Source organism: Candidatus Microbacterium phytovorans (genome assembly GCA_029202445.1).
GTDB lineage: Bacteria > Actinomycetota > Actinomycetes > Actinomycetales > Microbacteriaceae > Microbacterium > Microbacterium phytovorans.
Window position 1 is genome coordinate 433938 of the sequence record CP119321.1, and the last position, 25708, is coordinate 459645.

Genomic DNA, 25708 nt, shown 5'->3' on the forward strand with positions numbered 1-25708 from the left:
CCCGTGGTCAGGAGGCCGGCACGACAGCCGCGACGGCATCCTCCACGGTGGCGTGCACGAAGGTGTACCCGGAAGCCGTGAGCCGCTCGGGCACGACGTCCATGTCGCTCGTCAGCAGCGCCTCGGTCGCGTCGGCGCCGAGGACGAGCTTCACGCCCCACACCGGGGCGCGGAACAGGTAGGGCCGGTTCATGCGGCGTGCGAGCGCGAACCCCAGATCGTTCGCCGTGGCCCGCTGCGGACCGACGAGGTTGACGGGGCCGTCGAGGCCGGTGTCGATGATGTGACGGATCGCGCCCACCTCGTCATCGAGCGAGATCCACGGCCACACCTGACGGCCCGAGCCGATCGGGCCGGCGAGCCCGAGCCGGGTGAGGAGGAGCAGCGGCTTGAGTACGCCCTCGGGGTGGATGAGCGGAGCCGTCCGAAGCATCGACACCCGCGCGCCGGGGCCGGCAGCGCGCGCCGCCGCTTCCCACTCGCCGCACAGATCCGCCAGGAAGGTGTCGCCGCGCGGCGAGGTCTCGGTCAGCCGCACACCGGGGAGCGACGGGTAGTACCCGACGGCCGACGCGCTGACGAAGTGCGGCGCATCGTCGCCGAGAGCGCGCAGGGCGGCCGCGATCGCCTGCGTCGGTTGGATACGCGACCACAGCAGCTCGTGCTTGTACCGCTTGGTCCACGGGAAGCGCCCGATGCTCGCGCCGTTGAGGCACACGACCGCGCGAGCGCCGCGCAGGACGTCGGGGTCGAGGGGTCGGGATGCCGGATCCCACGAGACCTCGTCCGGGGACCCGGCCTCTCGCCGCACGAGGCGCGTCACCGGGATGCCGTCGGCCACGAGGGAAGCGGTCAGCGCTCTCCCGATGAGGCCCGACGCGCCGGCGACGACGACTCGCCCGGCGTCATCAGCCAAGCGTCGCCTCGAGCGTGATCTCGATGCCCGACAGTGCGGCGGAGACGGGGCAGCCCGCCTTCGCCTCGTTCGCGATGCGCGCGAAATCCTCCGCGGACAGGCCCGGCACGACGGCGTTCACGTTGAGGTGGGAGCCGGTGATCCCGGTACCCGGGATGAACGTGACCGACGCCGTCGTCTCGACCGTCTCTGGCGGTGTTCCGTTCTCGGTGAGGGCGTGGGACAGTGCCATGCTGAAGCACGAGGAGTGGGCGGCGGCGATGAGCTCCTCGGGCGTCGTCACCGACGTGGAGCCCTCACTGCGAGCCTTCCAGTCGACGCGGAAGGGGCCCTGGTTGGAGCTCTCCAGCGCGATCTCGCCGGAACCTTCGAAGAGGCTCCCCTTCCAGCTGGTGCTCGCTTCGCTCGTGACGCTCATCGGTGTCCTCCCGTCGGTCGGCGCCGGATGCGCCCGTTCCGAGCGTAGACCGGGGGCCGGGCGGAGGGAACCGGTCAGACCCCGACGCCGGCGCTCACGCGGGCGAGCTCGAGCTCGACGACGTCGCGGTGGGGCGCTCCACCGAAGCGGGAGCGGATGACACCGTCCCGGTCGAGGATGAACGTCGTCGGCGTCTGCAGCACGTGGAAGTGCTGGGCGATGTCGGGGCGGTGCGTGAGATCGACGTCGAGATGGACCACACCGGGCTGAGCCGAAGCGATCGCGTCGAGCGTGCGGTGCACTCCGGGACAGCGGGAGCACAGCTCGGTGCTGAACTGCAGCAGAGTGGCGCGCTCGCCGAGGGCAGGGGCTCCGAAGCGGGCGGGGTCGACCACCTCGTCGGGGTTGAGTCGTCGGGGGCGGTTCTGCTGCCAGCGGAGGTAGATGCCCAAGGCGATCGTCGCCACGAGCAGGGCGGCGAGGACGATGAGAGCTCCGACGAGGGTCACGACCCACCATGGTAACGGGATCGGCGCACCGCGGGCGCCCTCGGGCCGGGTATGACGCCGGGCGTGTAACAGAGCCGGTGTCGCCGGGCGCCGGTAGTCTGGCAGGCGTGACAGACGTGGCATCCGTTCCCACCCCGTACGAAGACCTCCTGCGCGACGTGCTGGCCGAGGGTGTGCACAAGGATGACCGCACGGGCACCGGCACCACGAGCGTGTTCGGCCGGCAGATCCGCTTCGATCTCTCGAAGGGTTTCCCGCTCATCACGACCAAGCGGGTGCACTTCAAGTCGGTCGCCTACGAGCTGCTGTGGTTCCTGCGCGGCGAGTCGAACGTCCGGTGGCTGCAGGACAACGGCGTCTCGATCTGGGACGAGTGGGCCGACGCCGACGGTGAGCTCGGACCCGTCTACGGGGTGCAGTGGCGCTCCTGGCCTGCGCCCGACGGTGCATCGATCGACCAGATCGCTCAGGTCATCGAGCAGATCCGTACGAACCCCGACTCGCGCCGGCTGATCGTCTCGGCGTGGAACCCTGCCGACATCCCCGAGATGGCGTTGGCGCCGTGTCACGCGCTCTTCCAGTTTTACGTCGCCGACGGCCGGCTCTCGTGCCAGCTGTATCAGCGCAGTGCCGACATGTTCCTCGGTGTGCCGTTCAACATCGCTTCCTACGCCCTGCTCACGCTCATGATCGCCCAGCAGACCGGGCTGGAGCCCGGTGACTTCGTCTGGACGGGCGGCGACTGCCACATCTACGACAACCACCTCGACCAGGTGCGCGAGCAGCTCAGCCGCACGCCGTACCCGTACCCCACGGTACGCATCGCCCGCACGCCCGACTCGATCCTCGACTACTGCTTCGACGACTTCGTCGTGGAGGACTACCAGCACCACCCCGCGATCCGCGGAGCCGTCGCGGTATGACCGTGAGTCGCGTCGGCGCGATCTGGGCGGAGGCGCACGGCGGTGTGATCGGTGCGGACGGCGGGATGCCCTGGCACGTTCCCGAAGACCTCGCGCACTTCCGGGACGTCACGATGGGAGCTCCCGTGATCATGGGCCGACGCACGTGGGAGTCGTTCCCGGATCGCTTCCGCCCACTGCCGGGCCGACGCAACATCGTCGTCACGCGCTCGCCGGAGTGGGCGGCCGAGGGTGCTGATCGCGCGGGGAGTCTCGCCGAGGCCCTCGCCCTCGTCGACGGCGTGGCAGACGCGTGGATCATCGGCGGCGGCCAGCTCTATGCGGAGGCGATGGACGTCGTGGACGTCCTGGAGGTCACCGAGCTCGACCTCGACGTCGACGGCGACACCCGTGCGCCGTCTCGCGACGGGTGGCCCGTCACCGCCATCGGCGACTGGCAGGTCTCACGCACCGGCATCCGCTACCGCTTCGTCACGCACGAACGCTGAGCTCGTCAGCCGCCGCGTAGGCTGGCGCGCATGGCGAAGACGGCACTCATCACGGGCGCGAGCTCGGGCCTCGGCGCGGAGTTCGCTCGGCAGCTGGCGGCCTCGGGTGCCGACGTCGTACTGGTCGCGCGTGACCTTGCGGCGCTCGACGAGGTGGCCCGAGAGGTGCGCGACCGCTACGGGGTGAGGGCCGAGGTGCTACCGTCCGACCTCACGTCCGAGGCTGGACGGGATGCCGTGGCCGCACGGCTCGTCGACCCCGACCGCCCCATCGGCATCCTCGTCAACAACGCGGGATTCGGGCTCGACCTCGACTTCGCCTCCAACGACATCGTCGACGAGGAGCGTCACCTCGATCTGCACGTGCGCGCGACGATGCGCCTGTCGCACGCGGCACTCGGCGCGATGACGGCGCGGGGGAGCGGACGTATCATCAACGTCGCCTCGGTCGCGGCCTTCCTTCCCCGTGGCACGTACGGGGCGGTCAAGGCATGGATCGTCTCGTTCAGTCGTTGGGCGAACGCGGCCTACGCACCGGTGACGGTGACGGCGGTCTGTCCCGGCTTCACCCACACCCACTTCCACGAGCGGCTGGGTCTGCCGCCCGGGCAGGAGGGCGTTCCGGGGTGGATGTGGCTCTCGGCCGACGACGTCGTCCGGGAAGGGCTGCACGACGCGGCCCGCGGCAAGGCCGTGTCGATTCCGTCGCTGCGGTACAAGTTGCTCGTGGCGGCAACACGCCTCGTGCCGGCCGCGCTCGCGGCCCGACTGGCGCGCACCGGTCGCTGACCCGCCCCGTCGATCCGGTGGGGAGGGCGAAAGCGGGTGCCGTGGCCGAACCGATACCCTGGGGGCATGACGCATTCGGGCAATCCCTTCGGACAGGTCCTCGTCGCGCTGGTCACCCCGATGACCGCCGACGGTGAAGTCGACTGGCCCGCCGTGGAGAAGCACATCGACGACGTCATCACGGCCGGTGCCGACGGCATCGTGGTCACAGGGACGACGGGGGAGACGAGCACGCTCACCGACCCCGAGAAGCTCCGACTCGTCGAGGTCGGCAAGTCCGTCTCCGCAGGCAGGGCGAAGATCATCACGGGCGGCGGGTCGAACGAGACCGCGCACGCGATCGAGTTGTACCGCGCGAGCGAGAAGGCCGGCGCCGACGGCATCATGATCGTCACGCCGTACTACAACAAGCCGACCCAGGCCGGCATCCTCACGCACTTCCGACTCGTCGCCGATGCCACCGATCTGCCGGTGATCCTGTACGACATCCCGGGCCGCACGGGCGTCCCGATCAGGTACGAGACCATCCTCCGCCTCGCCAAACACCCCAACATCCTCGCCATCAAGGATGCCAAGGGCGATTTCAGCGAGGTCAGCCGCGTGCTCAACCAGACCGATCTGCTCTACTTCTCCGGCGACGACGCGAACGTCCTCCCGCATCTCGCCATCGGCGCTGCCGGGCTCATCGGTGTCACCGCCAACATCGCCCCTGCTCCGTACCGCACCATCGTCGACGCGGTGAACCGCGGCGATCTGGCCACGGCGACCGCCGCACACCGCAAGCTCGAGCCCCTCGTCCGCGCCGTGATGACCCACGTGCCCGGCACGGTGAGCGCGAAATACATCCTCCACGGCCTCGGCCGCATCTCCAGCCCTCGCGTGCGCCTTCCCCTCGTCGGCCCGGAGGAGTGGGAGGCGGCCGTGATCGAGGACGAACTCGCCCTCGTCACGGAGGTCGAGGGTGCTGACTTCTCGAACTTCCGCCCCGATCGCAATGCCGCCGCCGGCGGCGCGCTGCCCAAGGTGCACGGCACCACGCGCTGAGAGCAGCACAACCGAACATCGGATGCCGTGACGGCATCCACCACCGACAGCGGATGCCGTGACGGCACCCGCGAAAGGCGTGTCATGCCCATCATCCTGTCCGAACCGGCCCCCCTCGAACCCGGCACCCTCCGCGTCACCCCGCTCGGCGGGTTGGGCGAGGTCGGCCGCAACATGACCGTGTTCGAGTACGACGGCAAGCTCCTGATCGTCGACTGCGGCGTGCTCTTCCCCGAGGAGCATCAGCCCGGCGTCGACCTGATCCTGCCCGACTTCGAGCCCATCAAGGGCCGTCTCGACGACGTCGTCGGTGTCGTGCTCACCCATGGACACGAGGACCACATCGGCGCCGTCCCGTACCTGCTGCGGCTGAAGAACGACATTCCGCTGCTGGGTTCCGGCCTGACGCTGGCGCTCATCGAGGCGAAGCTCAAGGAACACCGGATCAAGCCCTACACGCTGACCGTGAAGGAGGGCCAGCGAGAGCAGGTCGGCCCCTTCGACCTGGAGTTCGTCGCGGTCAACCACTCGATCCCCGACGCTCTGGCCGTCGCGATCCGCACGCCCGCCGGCCTGGTTCTGGCCACCGGTGACTTCAAGATGGACCAGCTTCCGCTGGACGGGCGCATCACCGATCTGCGCGCGTTCGCGCGCCTCGGCGAGGAGGGGGTCGACCTCTTCCTCGTCGACTCCACGAACGCCGACGTACCGGGGTTCACGCCGCTCGAGCGGTCGATCGGACCAGTGCTCGACCAGGTCATCGCGAAGGCGCCCCGCCGCGTCATCGTCGCGAGCTTCTCCAGCCACGTCCATCGCGTGCAGCAGGTGATCGACGCCGCGCACGCGCACGGACGTCGACTGGCCTTCCTCGGTCGCAGCATGGTGCGCAACATGACGATCGCAGAGGAGCTGGGCTACCTCCATGTGCCCGAGGGGGTGCTGATCGACTACAAGAAGGCGAAGGACCTCCCCGACGACCGCATCGTCTACATGTCGACCGGCTCGCAGGGCGAGCCCATGGCCGTCCTCTCGCGCATGGCGAACCTCGATCACGCCATCGAGCCCGGTCCGGGAGACACGGTCATCCTCGCCTCGAGCCTCATCCCGGGCAACGAGAACGCGGTCTACCGGGTCATCGACGGTCTCACCAAGCTGGGGGCGAACGTCGTCCACAAGGGCAACGCGAAGGTGCACGTCTCCGGACACGCTGCGGCCGGCGAACTGCTCTACTGCTACAACATCCTGACCCCGCGCAACGTGCTGCCCATCCACGGCGAGTACAGGCATCTGATGGCCAACGCGAAGCTGGCGCAGGACTCGGGTGTGCCCGCGGAGAACACGATCCTCGGCGAGAACGGCACGGTCATCGACCTGAAGGGCGGTGTCGCTCGCGTCGCCGGCCAGTTGGACCTCGGATTCGTCTACGTCGACGGGTCGACCGTCGGAGAGATCACCGACGCCGACCTCAAGGACCGCCGCATCCTCGGCGAGGAGGGGTTCATCTCCGTGATCGTGGTCGTCGACGCGTCGACGGGTCGCATCATCACGGGGCCGGAGATCCACGCCCGCGGCTTCGCCGAGGACGACGCGGTGTTCGAGTCGGTCAAACCGAAGATCGCTGCGGCGCTCACCGAGGCCGCCCAGTCGGGGGTGCGCGACACGCACGCGCTGTCGCAGGTGGTTCGCCGCACGATCGGACGCTGGGTCAACCAGTCGCTCCGCCGACGGCCGATGATCGTCCCCCTCGTTATCGAAGCGTAAGCACCACAGGCCCATCCCGGCGTCGGCCCCGGGTGCGGCTGCTTCTACAATCGCCACATGCCCGCTGTCTTTCGTGTGCGCCCTGCCGTCCAAGGCGATGGCGCGTTCCTCGCGGACATGGTGGTCGAGGCGGCGAACTGGCGTCCGGAGGGGGCGCGGCCCCGACACGAGGTGCTGTCCCAGCCCGACCATGCGCGATACCTCTCCGGCTGGATGAGGCCGGGCGACGCGGGGGTCGTCGCGATCGACCCCCACGACACGCCCATCGGGGCGGCGTGGTACCGGATGCTGCCGCGCACCGAACCCGGCTTCGGGTACGTGGGAACCGGGGTGCCGGAACTGATCATCGGCGTCCGGCCCATCTGGCGCGCCCACGGTGTCGGTCGCGCCCTGCTGCAACGTCTGTGCGACCAGGCGCGCGCGGAGGGCTACGGACGACTGAGCCTCTCGGTGGAGCGCGGCAACTTCGCCCGGACGCTGTATCGGAGCGAGGGTTTCGCGGTCACGACCGCCGGTATCGGGCGCGACACGATGGTCAAGCGCCTGCGCTGACCGTCCGGTCCGTGCCGCCGGAGGGTCGCGTCGCTACGCGGGAACGTCAGGTGTCGGTCGTACCGTGGAGGAATGGCCAGGAGCACGAACCCGACCACGAGCCCGCGCACGTCCGCGAAGAGCTCGACGTCGTCGCGCGCCAAGAAGCCCGAGCCGGCTCCGAAGCGATACGTCGACGACGTCGACCGGCCTCCCGCGCTCGTGCGCGCGTGGCTCGGCCTGGCCCATGGTGTCGGGGGTATGTTCCGTGCGTTCGGGCCCGAGACGCTCGAGAAGGAGCAGCGTCGCGACGGCTTCCCGTTCTTCCTGGTGCTGCTGGCTGTCGCCGGCGGCGTCAACGAGTGGTTCTTCATCGGCACCGACATCGGCACGAATATCAGCGCCTACACGTTCGGGCTCATCATCGGACGCGCGTCGTTCCTGCTCCCGATCCTTCTCGTGCTCCTGGCGGGGTGGCTGTTCCGGCATCCCTCCTCCGTGTACGACAACGGACGCATCGGGATCGGCTTCGGCTTGTTCGTTCTCACTCTCTCCGGCTTCTGTCACCTCGCCGGGGGTGCCCCGCAACCCGCTCAGGGTGTGCTGAAGCTGAGCGCGGCGGGCGGCTTGTTCGGCTGGATGATCGGGCAGCCGCTGAGCTACCTCACTCTCATCCCCGCCTACATCGTCCTCGGACTGCTGGCCGTGCTGAGCGTCCTCATCCTCACTAAGACTCCGCCGAACCGCATCGGAGCGCGCCTGGGCGATCTGTACGCCTGGATGTTCGGCGCAGAGCGCAGCGAGGCCGGCTCGGATGCCGCGACCGTCGCCTTCGGCAAGGCCGACAAGGACGAGAAGGACGACGACGCGTTGCCGTGGTGGCGCCGCAACAAGTCGGGCCGAGAAGAGGATGTCGACGGGCACCTGGGTTCGGACGACCTCACGGCGCTGCTGGAGTCGTCGGCCACGGGAGGCTTCGACCAGGCCGTTCCGGCGGTCGCGCCTCCCGCACCGCCGTCGGAGGCTCCGACGGAGATCATCGATCCGCGCGTCGTGGCCGGTGCGCAGCGCGCCGCACGGGGCGCGGATCTCGGCATCCGCGAAGACGCGGAAGAGGTCCACGACGACGGTCTGCTTCCTGGACTGTCGGGTCTCGGCGGCGACCACGACGGTCGTCCGCCTGCTCTTCCCTACCGGCTGCCCTCGGTCGAGGCGCTCGCCGCAGGCACGCCGCACAAGGCGCGCTCGGAAGCCAACGACCAGGTCGTGCGGGCCATCATGGGCGTGTTCGAGCAGTTCTCCGTCGATGCACGTGTCACCGGCTTCTCCCGTGGGCCGACGGTCACGCAGTACGAGATCGAGCTCGGCCCGGGCGTCAAGGTGGAGCGCATCACCGCGCTCACCAACAACATCGCCTACGCGGTGGCCTCCAACGAGGTCCGCATCCTCGCGCCCATCCCTGGCAAGAGCGCGATCGGCGTGGAGATCCCCAACGCCGACCGTGAGATCGTGACCTTGGGCGACGTGCTGCGCTCTCAGGCCGCCGCCGCGCAGACCCACCCCATGACCATCGGCGTGGGCAAGGACGTCGGCGGCGGGTACGTCGTCGCGAACCTCGCGAAGATGCCGCACCTCCTGGTCGCAGGCTCGACCGGTTCGGGCAAGTCCAGCTTCGTGAACTCGATGATCACGAGCCTGCTCATGCGCGCGAAGCCGAGCGACGTCCGCATGGTGCTCATCGACCCCAAGCGGGTCGAGCTGACCTCCTACGCGGGCGTCCCGCACCTCATCACGCCCATCATCACCAATCCCAAGAAGGCGGCCGAGGCGCTGCAGTGGGTGGTGAAGGAGATGGACATGCGCTACGACGACCTCGCGTCGTTCGGCTTCCGTCACATCGACGACTTCAATCGCGCGGTCGTCGCGGGGGAGATCACCCTCCCCGCCGGCAGCGAGCGCGTGCTCAAGCCCTACCCGTACCTTCTCGTGGTGGTCGACGAGCTCGCCGATCTCATGATGGTGGCACCCCGCGACGTCGAAGACTCGATCGTGCGCATCACCCAGCTCGCGCGGGCCAGCGGCATCCACCTCGTCCTGGCGACGCAGCGACCGTCGGTCGACGTCGTGACGGGGCTCATCAAGGCGAACGTGCCTTCGCGCCTCGCCTTCGCCGTCACGAGCGTCACCGACTCGCGCGTCATCCTCGACCAGCCGGGCGCAGACCGGTTGATCGGGCAGGGTGACGGGCTCTTCCTTCCGATGGGCGCGTCGAAGGCGGTCCGCGTGCAGGGGGCGTGGGTCGCCGAGAGCGAGATCGAGAAGGTCGTCGCGCACGTCAAGAAGCAGGCGCAGCCGGAGTACCGCTCCGATGTCCAGGCGGTCGCGGAGAAGAAAGAGATCGATGCCGACATCGGCGACGATCTCGAGCTGTTGCTGGCTGCGGCGGAGCAGATCATCTCGACCCAGTTCGGCTCGACGTCGATGCTGCAGCGCAAGCTCCGCGTCGGCTTCGCGAAGGCGGGCCGCCTGATGGACCTCCTCGAGTCTCGCGAGATCGTGGGCCCGTCCGAGGGTTCGAAGGCTCGTGACGTGCTGGTCACGCCCGAGCAGTTGCCGACCGTACTCGCCCGACTCCGCGGCGTAGATCCGCCCGCCGGGGCCGCCTCCGGTGGATCGTCGGATGCCGTGGAAGCCCAGTTCGACGGGTACGAGGTCGTGGACGGCGACGCGGGAGATGAGGATGCCTGGGGCCTCACGGGACGCGATTGACCGGTTCGCGGTGGAACCGGCTCGGATAGGCTCGGCGACGTGACGATCCCTCGGCAGCTCCCCAACGCGATCACGATCGTTCGGATCCTCTGCGCCCCTGTCTTCGTCTGGATGCTCCTGGCGGACGACGGTGCCGACGGCCCTCTTCGATGGGGCGCGGCGGCGCTGTTCGTCGTCGCGATCGCGACAGACGGCATCGACGGCTACCTCGCGCGCCGGCACGACATCGTCACCGATCTCGGCAAGCTGCTCGATCCGATCGCCGACAAGGTGCTGACCGGCGCGGCGTTCGTGGGGCTGTCCCTCCTCGGCGAACTGGACTGGTGGATCACGATCCTCGTCCTGGTGCGGGAGGTGGGGATCACGGTGCATCGACTCGTCGTCGCGAGCGATCATGTGGTGGCCGCCGCGTGGATGGGAAAGCTCAAGACGGTCGCTCAGGCGGTCGCCCTCTCGCTCGCGCTGCTGCCGTTGTGGACGGTGGTCGGCGAGTGGATCCACGTCGTCAACGCGGTCGCCATGACCGTCGCGGTGGTCCTCACCGTGGCGAGCGGTCTCGACTACGCCCTCACCGAAATCCGCGGCGCGCGCTCGACACGGAGGAAGAGCGCATGACGACACGTCGTGAAGCCCGGGCCGCACGTCAGGCGGGGGAGGTGGACGATGTCGAAGCGACGCTCGTGTCGCATGGACGCCCCTCGGATGCCGAACGCCTCGTCAACCGGCTCAAGGAGCTCGGCTGGACCCTCGGGGTCGCGGAGTCTCTGACGGGCGGAGCCGTGGCGGCATCCGTCGTCTCGGTCCCGGGTGCGTCTGCCGTGCTGCGCGGCGGCATCGTCGCCTACGCGACCGACATCAAGCAGACCGTCCTAGGGGTCGATGCGACGCTCCTCGCCGCCCACGGACCCGTGCATCCGCGCGTCGCGCGCCAAATGGCTGAGGGCGCCCGCCGCGTACTCGGACGTGGAGACGACGCGGCCGACGTGGGCATCGCGACGACGGGCATCGCGGGGCCGGTGTCACCCGACGGGCAGCCGGTGGGCACCGTGCACCTGGCGGTCTCGACCCCGCTCGGTTCGCGCGTGGAATCGCTGGTGTTGACCGGCGATCGGCAGGAGATCCGCGCGGAGGCGGCGGCACTCGCCCTGCGTCTCGCGTTCGACGCACTCTGACACCGGGAATAGCCGGTGTTTCTCCTCCGTTACATCTGAGCGATTCCCACCCTTTCTCCAGCACTACGGGGCTAGGGTGACAGCCAAGTGCTGTACCGTGGTCCATCCGCGACCGCGGAATCATCGTCACAGAAGGGGGCCTGACATGATCCTGGTTCGTCAAGAGATCGGTGACGTCCTTCGTGACATGCGCCTGCAGAAGGGCAAGACGCTCCGGCAGGTCGCGGGACGCGCCAGTGTGGCGCTGGGCTACCTCAGCGAGGTAGAGCGCGGTCAGAAGGAAGCCTCCAGCGAGATCCTGGCCGCCGTGGCCGACGCGCTCGATGTGCCCATCTCGACCATCATGCGCGAGGTGGGCGACCGCATCTCCGTCCTCGAGGGGTTGCAGACCTTCCCCGATGTCGTCCCCGACGACCTCGCGTCGCTCGACGAGGACTTCGCGCAGCCCGAGCTGTCCCTGCGCTGAGCGCGGTTTCGTTCCGTTCATGCGTTTGAGTGAGTTCACGCGCGCCGTGACGGCGGAGTTCGGTACGCAGGGCGATGCGCTCGTCTCGGATCTGGCGCTGAGCGCGCTGTCGTATCGCACCGCGTCGCAGGCCCTGACCGACGGGGTCGATACGCGCGAGGTGTGGCTGGCGCTGTGTGCTGAGGCCGATGTCCCGATGGCGCGGCGTCACGGCGTCGGTCGCGTCGAATCTCGTCGGTGACTTTCCGCGTGTCGCATCGAACAGGTGTTCGATAGAGCGTAGTGTCCTCCACAAGAGGTATCGCAGAGAAGTCGTCCCCCGTGAGCCGGAGACGCCCGACAGATGTCGGAACCCCGGCGTAGCGTCGACGGCGTCATCGAGACACCTCCGCCTTGTCGCAGCGTCCCTCCACCGGTGGGAGCGCGACAGCCTACAGGCGACGGAAACGCGAGCACGAAGGAGCACGTCATGCCATCACCCGCAGACCGCGAGAAGGCCCTGGAGTCGGCCCTCGCCCAGATCGACCGCCAATTCGGAAAGGGCTCGGTCATGCGGCTGGGCAGTGACGAGCGTGCACCGGTGGAGGTCATCCCCACCGGTTCCATCGCGCTCGATGTCGCTCTCGGCGTCGGCGGATTGCCGCGTGGTCGAATCATCGAGATCTACGGACCCGAATCATCCGGCAAGACCACTCTGACGCTGCACGCGATCGCCAACGTCCAGCGTGCGGGCGGCATCGCCGCGTTCATCGACGCGGAGCACGCGCTCGACCCCGACTATGCACAGAAGCTCGGGGTCGACATCGACCAGCTGCTGGTATCCCAGCCCGATACGGGTGAGCAGGCGCTCGAGATCGCCGACATGCTCGTGCGGTCGGGGGCAATCGACCTCGTCGTCATCGACTCGGTGGCCGCGCTCGTGCCGAAGGCGGAGATCGAGGGCGAGATGGGAGATTCGCACGTCGGTCTGCAGGCTCGCCTGATGTCGCAAGCACTTCGCAAGCTCACCGGTGGTCTCAACCAGACCAACACCACGATGATCTTCATCAACCAGCTGCGCGAGAAGATCGGTGTGTTCTTCGGATCGCCGGAGACGACCGCGGGAGGAAAGGCGCTGAAGTTCTACGCGTCGGTTCGTCTCGATATCCGTCGCATCGAGACGCTGAAGGACGGCACCGACGCAGTCGGCAACCGTACGCGCGTCAAGGTCGTCAAGAACAAGATGGCTCCGCCCTTCAAGCAGGCAGAGTTCGACATCCTGTACGGGGTCGGCATCTCCCGCGAGGGAAGTCTCATCGACTTCGGCGTCGAGCACACGATCGTCAAGAAGTCGGGTGCGTGGTACACGTACGACGGTGAGCAACTCGGGCAGGGCAAGGAGAACGCTCGCAACTTCTTGATCAAGAACGTCGATGTGGCGGCCGAGATCGAGACGAAGATCAAGCAGAAGCTCGGCATCGGTCAGCCCAAGACGGCGGCGCCCGCAGCCGACGAGCTGGCCGCGCGCCGACCCGCGTGAGCCGGACGAGCGCTCGGTTCATTCATGTTGACGGGGGACTCGCACGGGGGTGGGCCGGACCGGGGGGACCGGCTCGCCCCCGTCATCCCGCTCTTCGGGGCGGGTGAGCGGGCGAATGCGGCCGAGCCGTCTGCTTCACCGCATGCGCGTGCAGGCGACTGGCATCGCAGTTGGATCGTCGACCACACAGAGGCCGAGACCTCGGCGGGGGACGTCCCGTTACTGGAGAGCGATCGGGCCGACGTCAGAAGGCACGCCGAGACGGCCTTACTGACGAAGCTGCGAGGGCGCTCGTTGTCCGAACGCGAGGCGAGAGGCGTGCTGGCGCAGCACGAACTCGACCCGCAGGAGATCGACGCGATCGTGGCGGCGTTTCTCGGGCACGGCTACCTCGATGACATGCGTCTGGCCGAGCAGCTGGTGCACGTGGCGACAGATCGTAAGGCGCAAGGCCGGCACTCGGTCGCACAGACGCTCGCGGCGCGGGGTCTCGGTCGAGAGGTGATTGATGCCGTTCTGGCGGAGCTTCCCGACGACGATGCCGAGCGTGCGTTGGCGTTTGCGCGGCAGAAGGCCCGCAATCTCGTCTCGCTCGATCGGGACACGGCGATGCGGCGTCTGCACGGTCAGTTGGCGCGCCGCGGGTTCGCGGGGAGTCTCGCGATGTCGGCGGCGCGACAGGCGCTCGACGAAGCGGGCGGCCCATCGTCGGGTGTCCGATTCCGCTGACGCGCAACGATGAGTGCGCCGCTCGGTCGGTCGGAGAGGTGAGGGGAGGGTGGCTCGTACAATGGAGCCCATCATGACTTCCCCGTCCTCCGCCCCGACGATCATCGAAAGCTCGCCGGCGTCTATCGCCGCCGACGGTACGGCGCGCACCTATGAGGTGCGCACCTTCGGCTGTCAGATGAACGTGCACGACTCCGAGCGGCTTTCCGGCTCCCTGGAGAGCGCAGGCTACGTCCGCGCGGAGGCCGGCAGCGAGGCCGACGTCGTCGTGATCAACACGTGCGCGGTCCGCGACAATGCCGCCGGCAAGCTGTACGGCACGCTCGGGCACCTCAAGAGCCGCAAAGACCGACACGAAGGCATGCAGATCGCTGTCGGCGGGTGCCTTGCCCAGATGGACAAAGACGCGGTGCTCCAGAAGGCGCCGTGGGTGGATGTCGTCTTCGGTACCCACAACATGGGGTCTCTGCCGGGGATGCTCGAGCGCGCGCGACACAACGGTGATGCGGAACTGGAGATCCTCGAGGCGCTGGAGGTCTTCCCGTCTACGCTGCCGACCAAGCGCGATGCCGTCCACAGCGGCTGGGTCTCGATCTCGGTCGGCTGCAACAACACCTGCACCTTCTGCATCGTCCCGAGCCTCCGCGGCAAGGAGAAGGACCGCCGTCCCGGCGACATCCTCAGCGAGATCAAGCTGCTCGTCGACGACGGCGCGATCGAAGTCACGCTCCTCGGACAGAACGTCAACAGCTACGGCGTGGAGTTCGGCGATCGCCAGGCCTTCGGCAAGCTCCTCCGCGCCGCGGGCGAGATTCCCGGGCTCGAGCGCATCCGGTTCACCAGTCCACACCCCGCCGCCTTCACCGATGACGTCATCGACGCGATGGCCGACACCCCGGCGGTGATGCCGCAGCTGCACATGCCGCTCCAATCCGGGTCCGACCGCATCCTCAAGGCCATGCGCCGCTCGTACCGCAGCGAGCGGTTCCTCGGCATCCTCGATCGCGTGCGTGCCCGCATGCCGCACGCGGCGATCACCACCGACATCATCGTCGGCTTCCCGGGAGAGACCGAGGAGGACTTCCAGGAGACTCTCCGGGTCGTCGAGGAGTCGCGCTTCGCGAGCGCGTTCACCTTCCAGTACTCGATCCGCGAAGGCACCCCCGCAGCCACCATGCCCGACCAGGTGCCGAAGGCCGTCGTCCAAGACCGGTACGAGCGCCTCGTCGCCCTGCAGGAGCGCATCTCGCTCGAGGAGAACCAGCGTCAGCTGGGGCGCGAACTGCAGGTGCTCGTCTCCGCCGGCGAGGGCAAGAAGGATGCCGAGACCCACCGGCTCACCGGACGCGCCGAGGACAACCGCCTCGTCCACTTCGAGCTGCCGGCCGGATCGGCCGTGCCCCGTCCGGGCGATGTCGTCACCGTCACCGTGACGCACGCCGCCCCCTTCCACCTCCTCGCCGACAGCACCGACGGCGGATCGCTGCGCATCCGACGCACTCGCGCAGGGGACGCATGGGATCGGGCGCAGGCAGAGTCGTGCGGCGTCCCCGCGTCCGCTGTCGACGGGGCACCGCGCGCCGTGTCGTTGGGGCTGCCGGCGCTGCGTCCCGCAGGGGCGTGACCACGCCAGGGCCATCCGTTCGGGCAGCCGGCGAATCGACCCGCCTGCCACGCCTGTGGACGGTGGTGGGCGCTACCGGAACCGGCAAGACCGAGCTGTCGCTGCGGCTCGGCGAAGAACTGGCCTCGCGGGGCCGCCCCGCCGAGATCGTCAACGCGGATGCCATGCAGTTCTACCGCGGCATGGACATCGGCACCGCCAAGCTGCCGCCCGCGCAGCGGCGCGGCATCCCGCATCACCTCTTCGACGTCCTCGAGGTGACCGACGAAGCAGCAGTCGCGTGGTACCAGGGCCAGGCACGGGGCGCCATCGAAGCCATCTTCTCCCGCGGCTCGGACGCCATCCTCGTCGGCGGGTCGGGCCTGTACGTGTCCAGCGTCGTCTACGACTTCCGATTCCCGCCACACGACGACGCGCTCCGCGCGCGGTTGGAGGAAGACCTCGCCCGCGAAGGGACGCAGGCCCTGCACGCCCGACTGCGCGCGCTCGACCCCGACACGGCCGACCGCGTCGATCCGCGCAACGGGCGTCGCATCGTGCGCGCACTGGAAGTCCTCGCTCAGGGTGAGCCCACGCACGGCGCGGCCCTCCCCGATACGCCGGTGCTGTGGCATCCGCGCACGACGCTGCTCGGCGTCCATCTCGACCGCGCAGAGCTCGTGGCCCGCCTCGACCGCCGCGTGGAGCAGATGTGGGCGAGCGGGCTCCTCGACGAAGTTCGCCACCTGCAGGGGCTCGGGCTCGCCGACGGACCCACTGCCTCCCGTGCCATCGGGTACGCGCAGGCCGCGGACCAGCTCGATGGACGGCTGACGGAGGCGGAAGCGATCGCCGCCACGCAGTCGCTCACCCGCCGCTATGCCCGTCGGCAGGTGTCCTGGTTCCGTCGGTACCCGGAGATCGCCTGGTATCCGCCCGACACGGACCCCGGTGCGCTGGCAGACTCGACGGCATGACCCTCGACATCCGCGCTTTCGAACTCGCCGACACGGAACCCGTCATCTCGCTGTGGCAGGAGACAGGGCTCACCCGCCCGTGGAACAATCCGCACCAGGACATCGCACGCAAGCTCCGCGTCCAGCCGGAGCTGTTCCTCGTTGCCGTCGACGGCTCTGAGATCGTCGGCTCGGTGATGGCGGGCTATGACGGCCACCGCGGATGGCTCTACTATCTCGCCAGCAGTCCCGATCGCCGGGGCGAAGGCATCGGCCGCCGTCTCGTGGAGCGCGCGGAGGAACTCCTGATCGACCTGGGGTGCCCGAAGGTGCAATTGATGGTGCGCACCGAGAATGTCGAGGTGCACGACTTCTACTCCTCGCTCGGTTTCGAGCCCTTCGAGGTGTGGACGACCGGGAAGCGACTCATCGCGGACTGATGCCCCGCATCCGGCCCGCCTAGACTTGACGGGTGTCCACTGCGCTCACCGTCCCGTTCACCAAGGGCCACGGCACCGGCAACGACTTCGTGATCGTCCCGGATGTCGACGGCGTGCTGTCGCTGAGCGATGGGCAGGTTGCGGCGCTGTGCGACCGCCGGTTCGGCATCGGCGGCGACGGCATCCTGCGGGTCGTGCGCTCCCGAGACCTCCCGGAAGGTGCCGCCACCCCCGACGCGGAGTGGTTCATGGACTACCGGAACGCCGATGGGTCCGCTGCCGAAATGTGCGGCAACGGCATCCGCGTATTTGCGCGCTACCTCGTCGACAGTGGACTCGTCGACCTCCCCGACGGTGCGACGCTCCTCGTGGGCACGCGCGCCGGAACGAAGACGCTGACGCGGAGTGAGGACGGCTTCGAAGTCGACCTCGGCCGGTGGCGCGGCGAGGCAGACGAGGTCACCGTGCGGGCTCGAGGGCTCGACATCCCGCGCCCGGGCCAGGCGATCGATGTCGGCAACCCTCACGTCGTGGTGGCTCTCTCGAGCGCGGACGAGCTCGAGGGGCTCGACCTCACCGTGCAGCCGCGGCTCACACCGGAGCCGCCCGCAGGGGCGAACATCGAGTTCGTCGTCCCTGCCGATCCCCTCGTCGACGACGGCGTCGGTGCGGTGACGATGCGCGTCTTCGAACGTGGTGTGGGTGAGACGCTGTCCTGCGGCACGGGAGTCGCCGCGACGGCGCTCGCGGTGCGGCTGTGGGCGGGTGAGCGAGCCCCGGAACGCTGGCGCGTCGACGTTCCCGGAGGCCGCCTGGGTGTGCGCATCACCCACCACGAAGACGGCGAGCACGTGCTCCTGTCCGGCCCGGCTGTCCTCGTCTACTCGGGACAGGTCACCCTCGCCTGAGCGCGAGGCTCCTCACGCGGTCTCGGTGCCGTCCGGAAGCGGGATGGCTGCGGTCGGCGGCGATCCGTGCCGCCGCACCCTGAGGACCCGGAAGCCGCGACCTGTCGCCGCTCGAGACACGCTGTAGCCGTGCTCCCACGTGGCGGCCAACCAGCGCTGCAGCGAATCGGAGCCGAGATTGCGCTGCACGACGAGCCACGCGTCACTGCGTTCATCGAGCCGCGGTATCCAACGCTCCAGCAGGCCGTGGAGCTCGTGCTTCCCGACCCGGATGGGGGGATTGGACCTTATCGTGCGGAAGGTGACGTCGTCGGGAACATCGTCGGGGAGCGCGGCGTTGATATTGGTAAGGCCGAGGGCGGCAGCATTGCGTCGCACAAGGTCGAGTGCGCGTTCGTTGACATCGACCGCCCACACCGTCGCGTGCGGTGCTTCCAGCGCGAGAGTGAGGGCGATCGGACCCCATCCTGACCCGAGGTCGAGGATGTGGCCTCCCGGGGGCGCGGGCGGCATGTTCGCCAGGAGAACGGCCGTGCCGGAGTCGACATGGTCAGGACTGAAGACGCCGCCGGCCGTGGTGACCTCGACGTCACGTCCGGCGAGCGAGACGCGGATGCGACGGAGGTTCTCCGCACTGGCCGGGGACGCACTGAAGTAGTGATCGCTCGACATCGACTCCGAGCGTAGCGGAGGACCTCCCAGTACGGGAGGCTAGAGTGCACGATGGCCGCACGTCTGTGCGGACCACGGCGAAAGGACCACATGACCGACACGACCACCCCGCAGAGCACCGACGAGACGCCGGTGGACCCGGTGGACCGCGTGCTCGCACACGCCGACGGGCGATCCGGGGTGCGCGTCTTCGGTGCCGCGCAGGCGCTTCAGGACGCATCGACCGTCGCGTACGGCGACGTCGACGGTGAACAGTGGGACCGCGAAGAGCGGGCCGCGCTGCGCCGTGTCGCGGGCCTGTCCACCGAACTCGAAGACGTCACGGAGGTCGAGTACCGGCAGCTCCGGCTGGAGAACGTCGTGTTGGTCGGCGTGTACGCCCAGGGCTCGCAGGACGATGCCGAGAACTCGCTCCGCGAGCTCGCCGCCCTCGCAGAGACGGCCGGCGCCGTCGTCCTCGACGGTGTCCTGCAGCGTCGTCCCCACCCCGACCCCGCGACCTACATCGGCCGTGGCAAGGCTGCCGAGCTGCGCGACCTCGTCGCCGCCGTCGGCGCCGACACGGTCGTGGCCGACACCGAACTGGCCTCCAGCCAGCGGCGCGCCCTCGAGGACGTGGTGAAGGTCAAGGTCATCGATCGCACCACCGTCATCCTCGACATCTTCAGCCAGCACGCGAAGAGCCGTGAGGGCAAGGCGCAGGTCGAACTCGCCCAACTCGAGTATCTTCTTCCGCGCCTGCGCGGATGGGGTGAGTCGATGTCCCGTCAGGCCGGTGGACAGGTCGGCGCGGGAGGTGCGGGAATGGGCTCGCGCGGACCGGGTGAGACGAAGATCGAGCTCGACCGGCGCCGCATCCGTACCCGCATGGCTCAGCTTCGACGTCAGATCCGTGACTTCGCGCCGGCGCGCGAGGCGAAGCGGGCGGAGCGCAAGCGCCACACCATCCCCTCCGTGGCCATCGCGGGATACACGAACGCCGGAAAGTCGAGCCTCTTGAACCGGCTGACCAGCGCCGGAGTCCTGGTGGAGAACGCGTTGTTCGCCACCCTGGATGCCACGGTGCGCCGCGCGCAGGCGACCGACGGTCGTATCTACACGCTCACCGACACCGTCGGCTTCGTCCGCAATCTCCCGCACCAGCTCGTCGAGGCGTTCCGTTCCACGCTGGAAGAGGTCGCCGATGCCGATGTGATCGTCCACGTCGTCGACGGCTCGCACCCGGACCCCGCGGCTCAGCTCGCGACCGTTCGTGACGTGATGGCCGACGTCGGCGCGCGTTCGGTTCGTGAGCTCGTGGTGTTCAACAAGGCCGACCTCGTCGACCCCGACACCCGGCTGGTGCTGCGGGGTCTCGAGCCGGATTCTCTCTTCGTGTCGTCACGGACGGGGGAGGGCGTCGCCGAACTCCGCGCGGCCGTCGAATCCGCGCTGCCGCTGCCTGCCGTGGAGGTGCGTGCCCTCGTGCCCTACGACCGTGGCGACCTCGTCAACGCGGTGCACGAATCGGGTCACATCGTCTCGACCGCTCACGAGGAGGGCGGCACCGCGGTGCACGCCCACGTCGACGCGCGTCTGGCCGCAGAGCTCTCGCCCTACCTCGTCTGATCCTCCGTCGTTCGACCCTCGGTCGTCTCAACGTCGGTCGCCGGAGCTCCGGCATCCCGAGTTCCGGGACGGAGGTCGATCGGCGGCACGTCCGGCGTGGGGAATCCGAACACCGCCCCCAGGAAGGCCAGTTCGGTCTCCAGGGCGTGGACGACCGTCTCCTGGCGCCGGAAGCCGTGGCCTTCACCGTCGTACAGCACGTACGCGCGAGGCACCCCGCGCGCGGCGAGGGCGTCGCGGATGGCTTCGGACTGCGCCGGCGGCACGACGGCATCCTCGGCGCCCTGCAGAATGAGCAGCGGCACGCGGAATCCTTCGGGGCGGCTGAGGGGCGAGCGCTCGACATAGAGCTGCTCCGCCTCGGGCAATGGGCCGATCAGGCCGTCGAGGTAGCGGGCCTCGAAGTCATGCGTGTCGGCGGCCAGGGCGCGCGCATCGCCGACGCCGTACCTCGACACCCCCGCCGCGAAGGCGTCGCTGCCGACGAGGGCGGCAAGCACCGTCCACCCGCCCGCGGAACCGCCCTCGATGGCCAACCGGGCGGGATCGGCTCCACCCTCGGCTGCGAAGCCCGACGCTGCTGCCACGACATCGTCGACATCGACGACCCCCCACTGGCCACGCAGCCGCTCGCGGTACGCGCGCCCGTACCCCGTCGACCCGCCGTAGTTGACGTCCAGGATGCCGATGCCGCGGCTCGTGAAGTAGGCCACCTTCGGCTCGGCCACGTCGCCCACGTGCGCCGTCGGCCCGCCGTGCACCCACACGAGGTAGGGAGGCCGCTCGCCGTCGGGACCGACGACATGAGGATGCGTCGGCCGGTAGTCGACGGCGTGGACGGGGCCGTGGGGGCCGTCGAAGGTGACGCCGCGCCCCTGCGGCAGCCAGGCCGGATCGCCCTCGAAGCCGCCGCCGCGGACGAGTTCGACCGATCCATGGACGGTGTCCACGGCCCACACGCCGCTCACACCCGGCGCGGCGCCTGACAGGAGTACGCGCGGACCATCGACGGCCTCCACGAGTGCACGGCTGCGGACGGGGATGTCCACAGACGTGACGACTCCAGCCCGGTCCACCAGGACGACCTCATCGTGACCGTCGGTGCGCACCGCCAGGGCACCGCCGTCCGGTAGGGGCGCGTACCAGCGCGAACCCAAAACCCACAGTGCTCCGCCGGTGTCGGCATCGGCGGGGGACACGGCCGCGGGAGCGGTCTCGTCCGAGACGCGGAAGATGTTCCATCGTCCCGTCGGGTCGTCGAGGAAGAGTAGATCTCCCTCCGCGGTCCACTCCGGCTGCAGCGCCGCCGTGCGGCCCGACGAGACGGTGCGCACCTCGGTCACCCGGCCGTGCGCGACCCGTCCCAGCTGGAGGGTCGTGCGATCCCACGGCATGTCGGGATGATTCCACGCGACCCACGCGAGTCGTCCGCCGTCGGGGGAGAGCGCGGGCTGGGCGAGGAAGTCGCTGCCCTCGGTCAACGTGGTCAGGTGCCCCGCCGTCGAGATCGCGACGATCGATCGTGCGGGAACGGGCGAGCGCCCGTGCGCTTCGCGTACGGCCAGCAGCGTCCCCTGCTGCCAGGACAGTCCGCCGTAGCGGACGTCGCCGTCGTCGTCGGTGAGCGCGACGGTCGTTCCGTCGGCCCGGAGGAGCCAGATGCGCTGATCGCTCTTCTCCACGAAGAACAGGAGCCCGTCGGGCGACGCCGCCCACGATCCACCGCCGTACTCGTGCACCCGGGAGCGGGCGTTCCACGGTGCGGGGAGCACGTCGACGATCCGCCCGCCCGCGTCACGGCGGCGTACGGCGGTCCGTCCGCCCTCCGAGGGGATCGATTCTCCCCACCAGATCTCGTCGCCGACGAACGCGGCCCCGTCGAAGCGCGGCGCGGCCGCGGCGGCAGCGGCGGCGGACAGCGGGGACGGCCAGGAGCCGTAGGGGAGTGTGTCGACCATCCCTCCACGGTACGCGCCGTGCCGGGACCGTCGATGCGAAACAACACGTCACAGAAGGGCGGCTCGTCCCGGCGGGGTCCTAGAGTGGGGGCATCGACCCGGCTCCGGCCGGGACAGCCCGGAGGCCGCCTATCGCGCCACGGGCAGGAGCGACAGCCGAGCCCGGCACCCGCCCGCAGACCGCAGCCTGTTGCGGTCGCGGCCGACCGGCCTCACCCCCGCTGACCCGCCCTGGACCCATCTGTCATGTCGCATCCCGCCGCCGAGGCCGCCGCCCCGGCATCCGTGCCCGTTTCCTTCGAGGTGTACCCGCCGCGCCGGCCCGAAGGGATGCCGGCGCTGCACGAGACCATCCGGCAGCTCGCGCGCGTGTCGCCCGAGTTCATCTCGGTGACGTTCGGCGCGGGCGGCTCGTCTGGTGGCCGTTCGCTCGAGGTGCTCACGCACATCCTGCGAGAGACGTCGGTGCCGCCCTTGGCGCATCTGACCTGCGTCGGCAGCACGCTCGCCGACGCGACGGCACTCATCCGCGAGTTCCTCGACGCCGGAGTCACCCGTTTCCTGGCGCTGCGCGGAGACCCGCCCGTCGGCGCGTCCGAGGGTGACGCCTTCCTCGGCGACCTCGAGAGCGCCGCCCAGCTCGTGCAGCTGATCGATCGCGTCCAGGCGGAGCGGGCGCCGTACAGCGAGGCGGAGGTGCCCGGCGTCCCCGGGGCCGCTCGAGTCGCCCCGCGCGAGCGCGTGCAGATCTCGGTCGCCGCCTTCCCCAACGGCCACCCCCGGTCACGCCACCGATACGAGGACATCGACGCGCTGCTGGCCAAGCAGGCCGCGGGCGCGACTTTGGCCATCACGCAGCTGTTCTTCGAGGCCGACGACTATCTCGACTTCGTCGATCGGGCCCGGGATGCCGGTGTCCGCATCCCCATCCTTCCCGGCTTCATGCCGCTCACCTCCCCGGGACGTCTCGCTCGGGTGCTCCAACTCACCGGCGACGCGCGCCCCGCCGGGCTCGGCAGCGCGCTCGATCGGGCATCGAACACCGAGGAACAGCGTGAGGTCGGTATCGCCCACGCGGCCGGGCTCGCCCACGCCGTCCTCGACGGTGGTGCCCCTGGTGTGCACCTGTACGCCTTCAACAATCACGACACGGTGCTCGCGGTGCTCCGCGAGGCCGGTATCCGTCCCCTCGAACAGGAGAACCCCGCATGACCTTCCCCGCCGGAACGATCCTCGGCTATCCCCGCATCGGTCGACGTCGCGAACTCAAGCGTGCGGTCGAGTCGCACTGGGCAGGGCGGTCTTCGGAGACGGAACTGGAGCAGACCGCGGCGACGCTGCGCGCTCAGACGCGCGCGCGCTTGGCGAGCCTCGGGCTCGGGCGTGACGACTCTTCCATCCCGGAGACGTTCTCGTACTACGACCAGGTCCTCGATCTGGCGGTGGCCGTCGGAGCCATCCCGTCGCGGTTCGATCCGCTGAGGGATGCCGACGGCAACATCGGCCTTTCGGCGTACTTCTCCGTCGCGCGCGGCGACGAGGAGCGAGCGCCGCTCGAGATGACGAAGTGGTTCGACACCAATTACCACTACCTGGTTCCCGAGATCGGGCCCGAGACGCTGTTCTCGCGGTCGGGCGACCGATTCGCCGCGCAGCTTCGGGAAGCGCGCACCGAGGGCTACCTCACGCGGCCCGTGCTCGTAGGCCCGGTGACGTTCCTCGCCCTCTCCAAGCCGTCGGACGGCGCACCCGAGGGTTTCCGTCCCCTCGACCGGCTCGATGACCTCCTGCCCGTCTACTCGGCGCTCCTCGCGGAGCTCCGCGACGCGGGCGCCGAGTGGGTGCAGGTCGACGAGCCGGCGCTGGTCAGTCAGTCTCTTGCGCTGACGGAGCGCGAGTTGGCTGACGCCGCCGAGCGCGCCTACGCCGTACTGGGAGCAGCCGCCGGGCGACCGCAGCTGTTGGTGGCCGCCGGGTACGCTCAGCTCTCCGACGACGCCTGGCGGGTGCTCGCGGCCGCGCCCGTCGAGGCGATCGCGCTGGACCTTCGGCGTGGTGAAGTGCCGGCATCCGTGCCGGGCCTGACCGAGAAGGTGCTCCTGGGCGGTGTCATAGACGGCCGAAACGTCTGGCGCGGTGACCTGGAACGTGCCTGGAGCGACCTCGGCGCACTGAGCGGCCTGGGTGCTGCGCAGGTCGTGGCGACCACGTCGACGTCGTTGCAGCACGTGCCGCACGACGTGACCGACGAGCCCGACCTCGACCCCCGACTCGTGGGCTGGCTGGCCTTCGCCGACCAGAAGACCGCGCAGGTCGTCACGCTGGCGCACGGACTCCGCGAGGGTGTCGACGCGATCCGGCCCGACCTCGACGACGCCACAGCCGCGCTCGCCGACCGTGCCGCGGCGCGGGGTGTTCGTGACGGTGCGGTGCGGGAGCGCACGGCCGCACTGAACGACGCCGATTTCGTTCGCGTCGACGACGAAGCGCGTCGACAGGCGCAGCGTGACCTGGATCTGCCGGTCCTGCCCACGACGACCATCGGCTCCTTCCCGCAGACCGCAGACATCCGACGTGCTCGCGCGGCGCATGCGCGGGGAGAGCTCTCCGCGGGGGAGTACGACCGGTTCCTGCGCGAGGAGATCGCACGCGTCATCGCTCTGCAGGAGGAGCTGGGTCTGGACGTCCTCGTGCACGGCGAGGCCGAGCGCAACGACATGGTGCAGTACTTCGCCGAGCATCTTGACGGCTTCGCGGTGACGCGCCATGGGTGGGTCCAGTCGTACGGATCTCGAGCCACGCGACCGTCGATCCTGTGGGGGGATGTCGCGCGTCGGGCGCCCATCACGGTCGCCTGGACGGGGTTCGCGCAGTCGCTCACGGATCGCCACGTCAAAGGCATGCTGACGGGACCGGTCACGATCCTCGCATGGTCCTTCGTACGCGACGATCAGCCGTGGAGTGAGACGGCGAACCAGGTGGCCCTCGCGCTGCGCGACGAGATCACCGACCTGGAGGCAGCAGGGGTCCGCATCATCCAGGTCGACGAACCCGCGTTGCGCGAGCTCCTTCCCCTCAAGGCCGCGGATCAGCCCGCGTACCTCGACTGGTCCGTCGGATCGTTCACGCTGGCTACCGCCGGCGCGCAACCGCACACGCAGGTGCACACCCACCTCTGCTACTCCGAGTTCGACGTCGTGATCGGCGCGATCGAGGCCCTCGACGCGGACGTGACCTCGATCGAAGCCGCGCGCAGCCGCGGAGAGGTGATCGACGACATCGCCGCGTCGGGCTTCGGGCATGGCGTCGGCCCGGGTGTCTACGACATCCACTCACCGCGCGTCCCGTCCACCGACGAGGTGGCCGAACTGCTCGAACGCGCCGCGGCGCGTCTACCGCTCGCGCAGGTGTGGGTCAATCCGGACTGCGGGCTCAAGACCCGCGGTTACGACGAGACCGTCGCGTCGTTGAGGAATCTCGTCGATGCCACGGCGCGTGTGAGGGAGAAGCTCGCGGCCTCCGTATGATC

At 69.4% G+C, this 25708-nt stretch carries 25 protein-coding genes; 20 read left to right on the forward strand and 5 right to left on the reverse strand.

Annotation, left to right across the window (positions count from 1 at the left end):
- Positions 1 to 7: 7 nt before the first annotated feature.
- The 3 genes from P0Y48_02025 to P0Y48_02035 form a co-directional block, all read right to left on the reverse strand.
- A complete protein-coding gene (locus P0Y48_02025) occupies positions 8 to 916 on the reverse strand; it encodes a TIGR01777 family oxidoreductase (GenBank protein ID WEK14013.1) in 909 nt (302 codons plus the stop codon).
- Positions 909 to 1334: an OsmC family peroxiredoxin gene (locus P0Y48_02030; GenBank protein ID WEK14014.1), complete on the reverse strand. Its 426-nt coding sequence runs from the start codon at positions 1332 to 1334 to the stop codon at positions 909 to 911. The genes P0Y48_02025 and P0Y48_02030 overlap by 8 nt, the downstream gene beginning before the upstream one ends.
- Before the next feature lie 74 nt (positions 1335 to 1408).
- Positions 1409 to 1843 (reverse strand): thioredoxin family protein, encoded by a 435-nt coding sequence (locus P0Y48_02035; protein WEK14015.1) that lies wholly within the window; start codon positions 1841 to 1843, stop codon positions 1409 to 1411.
- 98 nt (positions 1844 to 1941) lie between these two features.
- Here P0Y48_02035 and P0Y48_02040 point away from each other — a divergent pair, with 98 nt between their 5' ends.
- The 17 genes from P0Y48_02040 (at position 1942) to dapF (ending at position 17941) form a co-directional block, all read left to right on the forward strand.
- Entirely contained in the window at positions 1942 to 2766 is an 825-nt protein-coding gene (locus tag P0Y48_02040; GenBank protein WEK14986.1) for a thymidylate synthase, read from the forward strand.
- Positions 2767 to 2768: 2 nt separating this feature from the next.
- Entirely contained in the window at positions 2769 to 3254 is a 486-nt protein-coding gene (locus tag P0Y48_02045) for a dihydrofolate reductase (GenBank protein WEK14987.1), read from the forward strand.
- Positions 3255 to 3284: 30 nt separating this feature from the next.
- Positions 3285 to 4043: an SDR family NAD(P)-dependent oxidoreductase gene (locus P0Y48_02050; GenBank protein WEK14016.1), complete on the forward strand. Its 759-nt coding sequence runs from the start codon at positions 3285 to 3287 to the stop codon at positions 4041 to 4043.
- Positions 4044 to 4109: 66 nt separating this feature from the next.
- Positions 4110 to 5087, forward strand: coding sequence for a 4-hydroxy-tetrahydrodipicolinate synthase (dapA, locus tag P0Y48_02055; GenBank protein WEK14017.1), 978 nt, complete (start codon positions 4110 to 4112; stop codon positions 5085 to 5087).
- 84 nt (positions 5088 to 5171) lie between these two features.
- Positions 5172 to 6848 (forward strand): ribonuclease J, encoded by a 1677-nt coding sequence (locus P0Y48_02060; GenBank protein ID WEK14018.1) that lies wholly within the window; start codon positions 5172 to 5174, stop codon positions 6846 to 6848.
- Positions 6849 to 6905: 57 nt separating this feature from the next.
- Entirely contained in the window at positions 6906 to 7400 is a 495-nt protein-coding gene (locus P0Y48_02065; GenBank protein WEK14019.1) for a GNAT family N-acetyltransferase, read from the forward strand.
- Positions 7401 to 7472: 72 nt separating this feature from the next.
- Positions 7473 to 10148 (forward strand): DNA translocase FtsK, encoded by a 2676-nt coding sequence (locus P0Y48_02070; protein ID WEK14020.1) that lies wholly within the window; start codon positions 7473 to 7475, stop codon positions 10146 to 10148.
- Between the two features lie 39 nt (positions 10149 to 10187).
- Positions 10188 to 10763 carry a CDP-diacylglycerol--glycerol-3-phosphate 3-phosphatidyltransferase gene (pgsA, locus tag P0Y48_02075; protein ID WEK14021.1) on the forward strand — a complete coding sequence of 192 codons (576 nt, stop codon included), beginning with the start codon at positions 10188 to 10190 and terminating at the stop codon, positions 10761 to 10763.
- Positions 10760 to 11320, forward strand: coding sequence for a CinA family protein (locus tag P0Y48_02080; GenBank protein ID WEK14022.1), 561 nt, complete (start codon positions 10760 to 10762; stop codon positions 11318 to 11320). The genes pgsA and P0Y48_02080 overlap by 4 nt, the downstream gene beginning before the upstream one ends.
- Before the next feature lie 145 nt (positions 11321 to 11465).
- The gene (locus P0Y48_02085) at positions 11466 to 11786 is read left to right on the forward strand and encodes a helix-turn-helix transcriptional regulator (protein WEK14023.1); all 321 of its coding nucleotides are present in this window, start codon (positions 11466 to 11468) and stop codon (positions 11784 to 11786) included.
- A 19-nt stretch (positions 11787 to 11805) separates the two neighbouring features.
- Positions 11806 to 12027 carry a DUF3046 domain-containing protein gene (locus P0Y48_02090; protein ID WEK14024.1) on the forward strand — a complete coding sequence of 74 codons (222 nt, stop codon included), beginning with the start codon at positions 11806 to 11808 and terminating at the stop codon, positions 12025 to 12027.
- Between the two features lie 228 nt (positions 12028 to 12255).
- Positions 12256 to 13305 (forward strand): recombinase RecA, encoded by a 1050-nt coding sequence (recA, locus tag P0Y48_02095; GenBank protein WEK14025.1) that lies wholly within the window; start codon positions 12256 to 12258, stop codon positions 13303 to 13305.
- Between the two features lie 318 nt (positions 13306 to 13623).
- Positions 13624 to 14034 (forward strand): regulatory protein RecX, encoded by a 411-nt coding sequence (locus P0Y48_02100; GenBank protein WEK14026.1) that lies wholly within the window; start codon positions 13624 to 13626, stop codon positions 14032 to 14034.
- 73 nt (positions 14035 to 14107) lie between these two features.
- Entirely contained in the window at positions 14108 to 15658 is a 1551-nt protein-coding gene (miaB, locus tag P0Y48_02105) for a tRNA (N6-isopentenyl adenosine(37)-C2)-methylthiotransferase MiaB (GenBank protein ID WEK14027.1), read from the forward strand.
- 62 nt (positions 15659 to 15720) lie between these two features.
- Positions 15721 to 16614 carry a tRNA (adenosine(37)-N6)-dimethylallyltransferase MiaA gene (gene miaA / locus P0Y48_02110; GenBank protein WEK14028.1) on the forward strand — a complete coding sequence of 298 codons (894 nt, stop codon included), beginning with the start codon at positions 15721 to 15723 and terminating at the stop codon, positions 16612 to 16614.
- The gene (locus tag P0Y48_02115; GenBank protein ID WEK14029.1) at positions 16611 to 17033 is read left to right on the forward strand and encodes a GNAT family acetyltransferase; all 423 of its coding nucleotides are present in this window, start codon (positions 16611 to 16613) and stop codon (positions 17031 to 17033) included. The genes miaA and P0Y48_02115 overlap by 4 nt, the downstream gene beginning before the upstream one ends.
- 32 nt (positions 17034 to 17065) lie before the next feature.
- Complete coding sequence (gene dapF / locus P0Y48_02120; GenBank protein WEK14030.1) at positions 17066 to 17941, forward strand: diaminopimelate epimerase; 876 nt, start codon at positions 17066 to 17068, stop codon at positions 17939 to 17941.
- Positions 17942 to 17953: 12 nt separating this feature from the next.
- Here the strand turns inward: dapF and P0Y48_02125 are convergent, their stop codons facing one another.
- Positions 17954 to 18613, reverse strand: a complete 660-nt coding sequence (locus tag P0Y48_02125) for a methyltransferase (protein ID WEK14031.1) — start codon at positions 18611 to 18613, stop codon at positions 17954 to 17956.
- A 90-nt stretch (positions 18614 to 18703) separates the two neighbouring features.
- On the opposite strand from P0Y48_02125, the gene hflX reads away from it, so the two are divergent.
- Positions 18704 to 20221: a GTPase HflX gene (gene hflX / locus P0Y48_02130; GenBank protein WEK14032.1), complete on the forward strand. Its 1518-nt coding sequence runs from the start codon at positions 18704 to 18706 to the stop codon at positions 20219 to 20221.
- On the opposite strand, the gene P0Y48_02135 is transcribed toward hflX, so the two are convergent.
- Positions 20209 to 22179: a prolyl oligopeptidase family serine peptidase gene (locus tag P0Y48_02135; GenBank protein WEK14033.1), complete on the reverse strand. Its 1971-nt coding sequence runs from the start codon at positions 22177 to 22179 to the stop codon at positions 20209 to 20211. The genes hflX and P0Y48_02135 overlap by 13 nt on opposite strands.
- A 246-nt stretch (positions 22180 to 22425) precedes the next feature.
- Here P0Y48_02135 and P0Y48_02140 point away from each other — a divergent pair, with 246 nt between their 5' ends.
- Both P0Y48_02140 and metE read left to right on the forward strand, forming a co-directional pair.
- Positions 22426 to 23391, forward strand: a complete 966-nt coding sequence (locus tag P0Y48_02140; protein WEK14034.1) for a methylenetetrahydrofolate reductase — start codon at positions 22426 to 22428, stop codon at positions 23389 to 23391.
- The gene (metE, locus tag P0Y48_02145) at positions 23388 to 25706 is read left to right on the forward strand and encodes a 5-methyltetrahydropteroyltriglutamate--homocysteine S-methyltransferase (GenBank protein ID WEK14035.1); all 2319 of its coding nucleotides are present in this window, start codon (positions 23388 to 23390) and stop codon (positions 25704 to 25706) included. The genes P0Y48_02140 and metE overlap by 4 nt, the downstream gene beginning before the upstream one ends.
- Positions 25707 to 25708 lie beyond the last annotated feature (2 nt).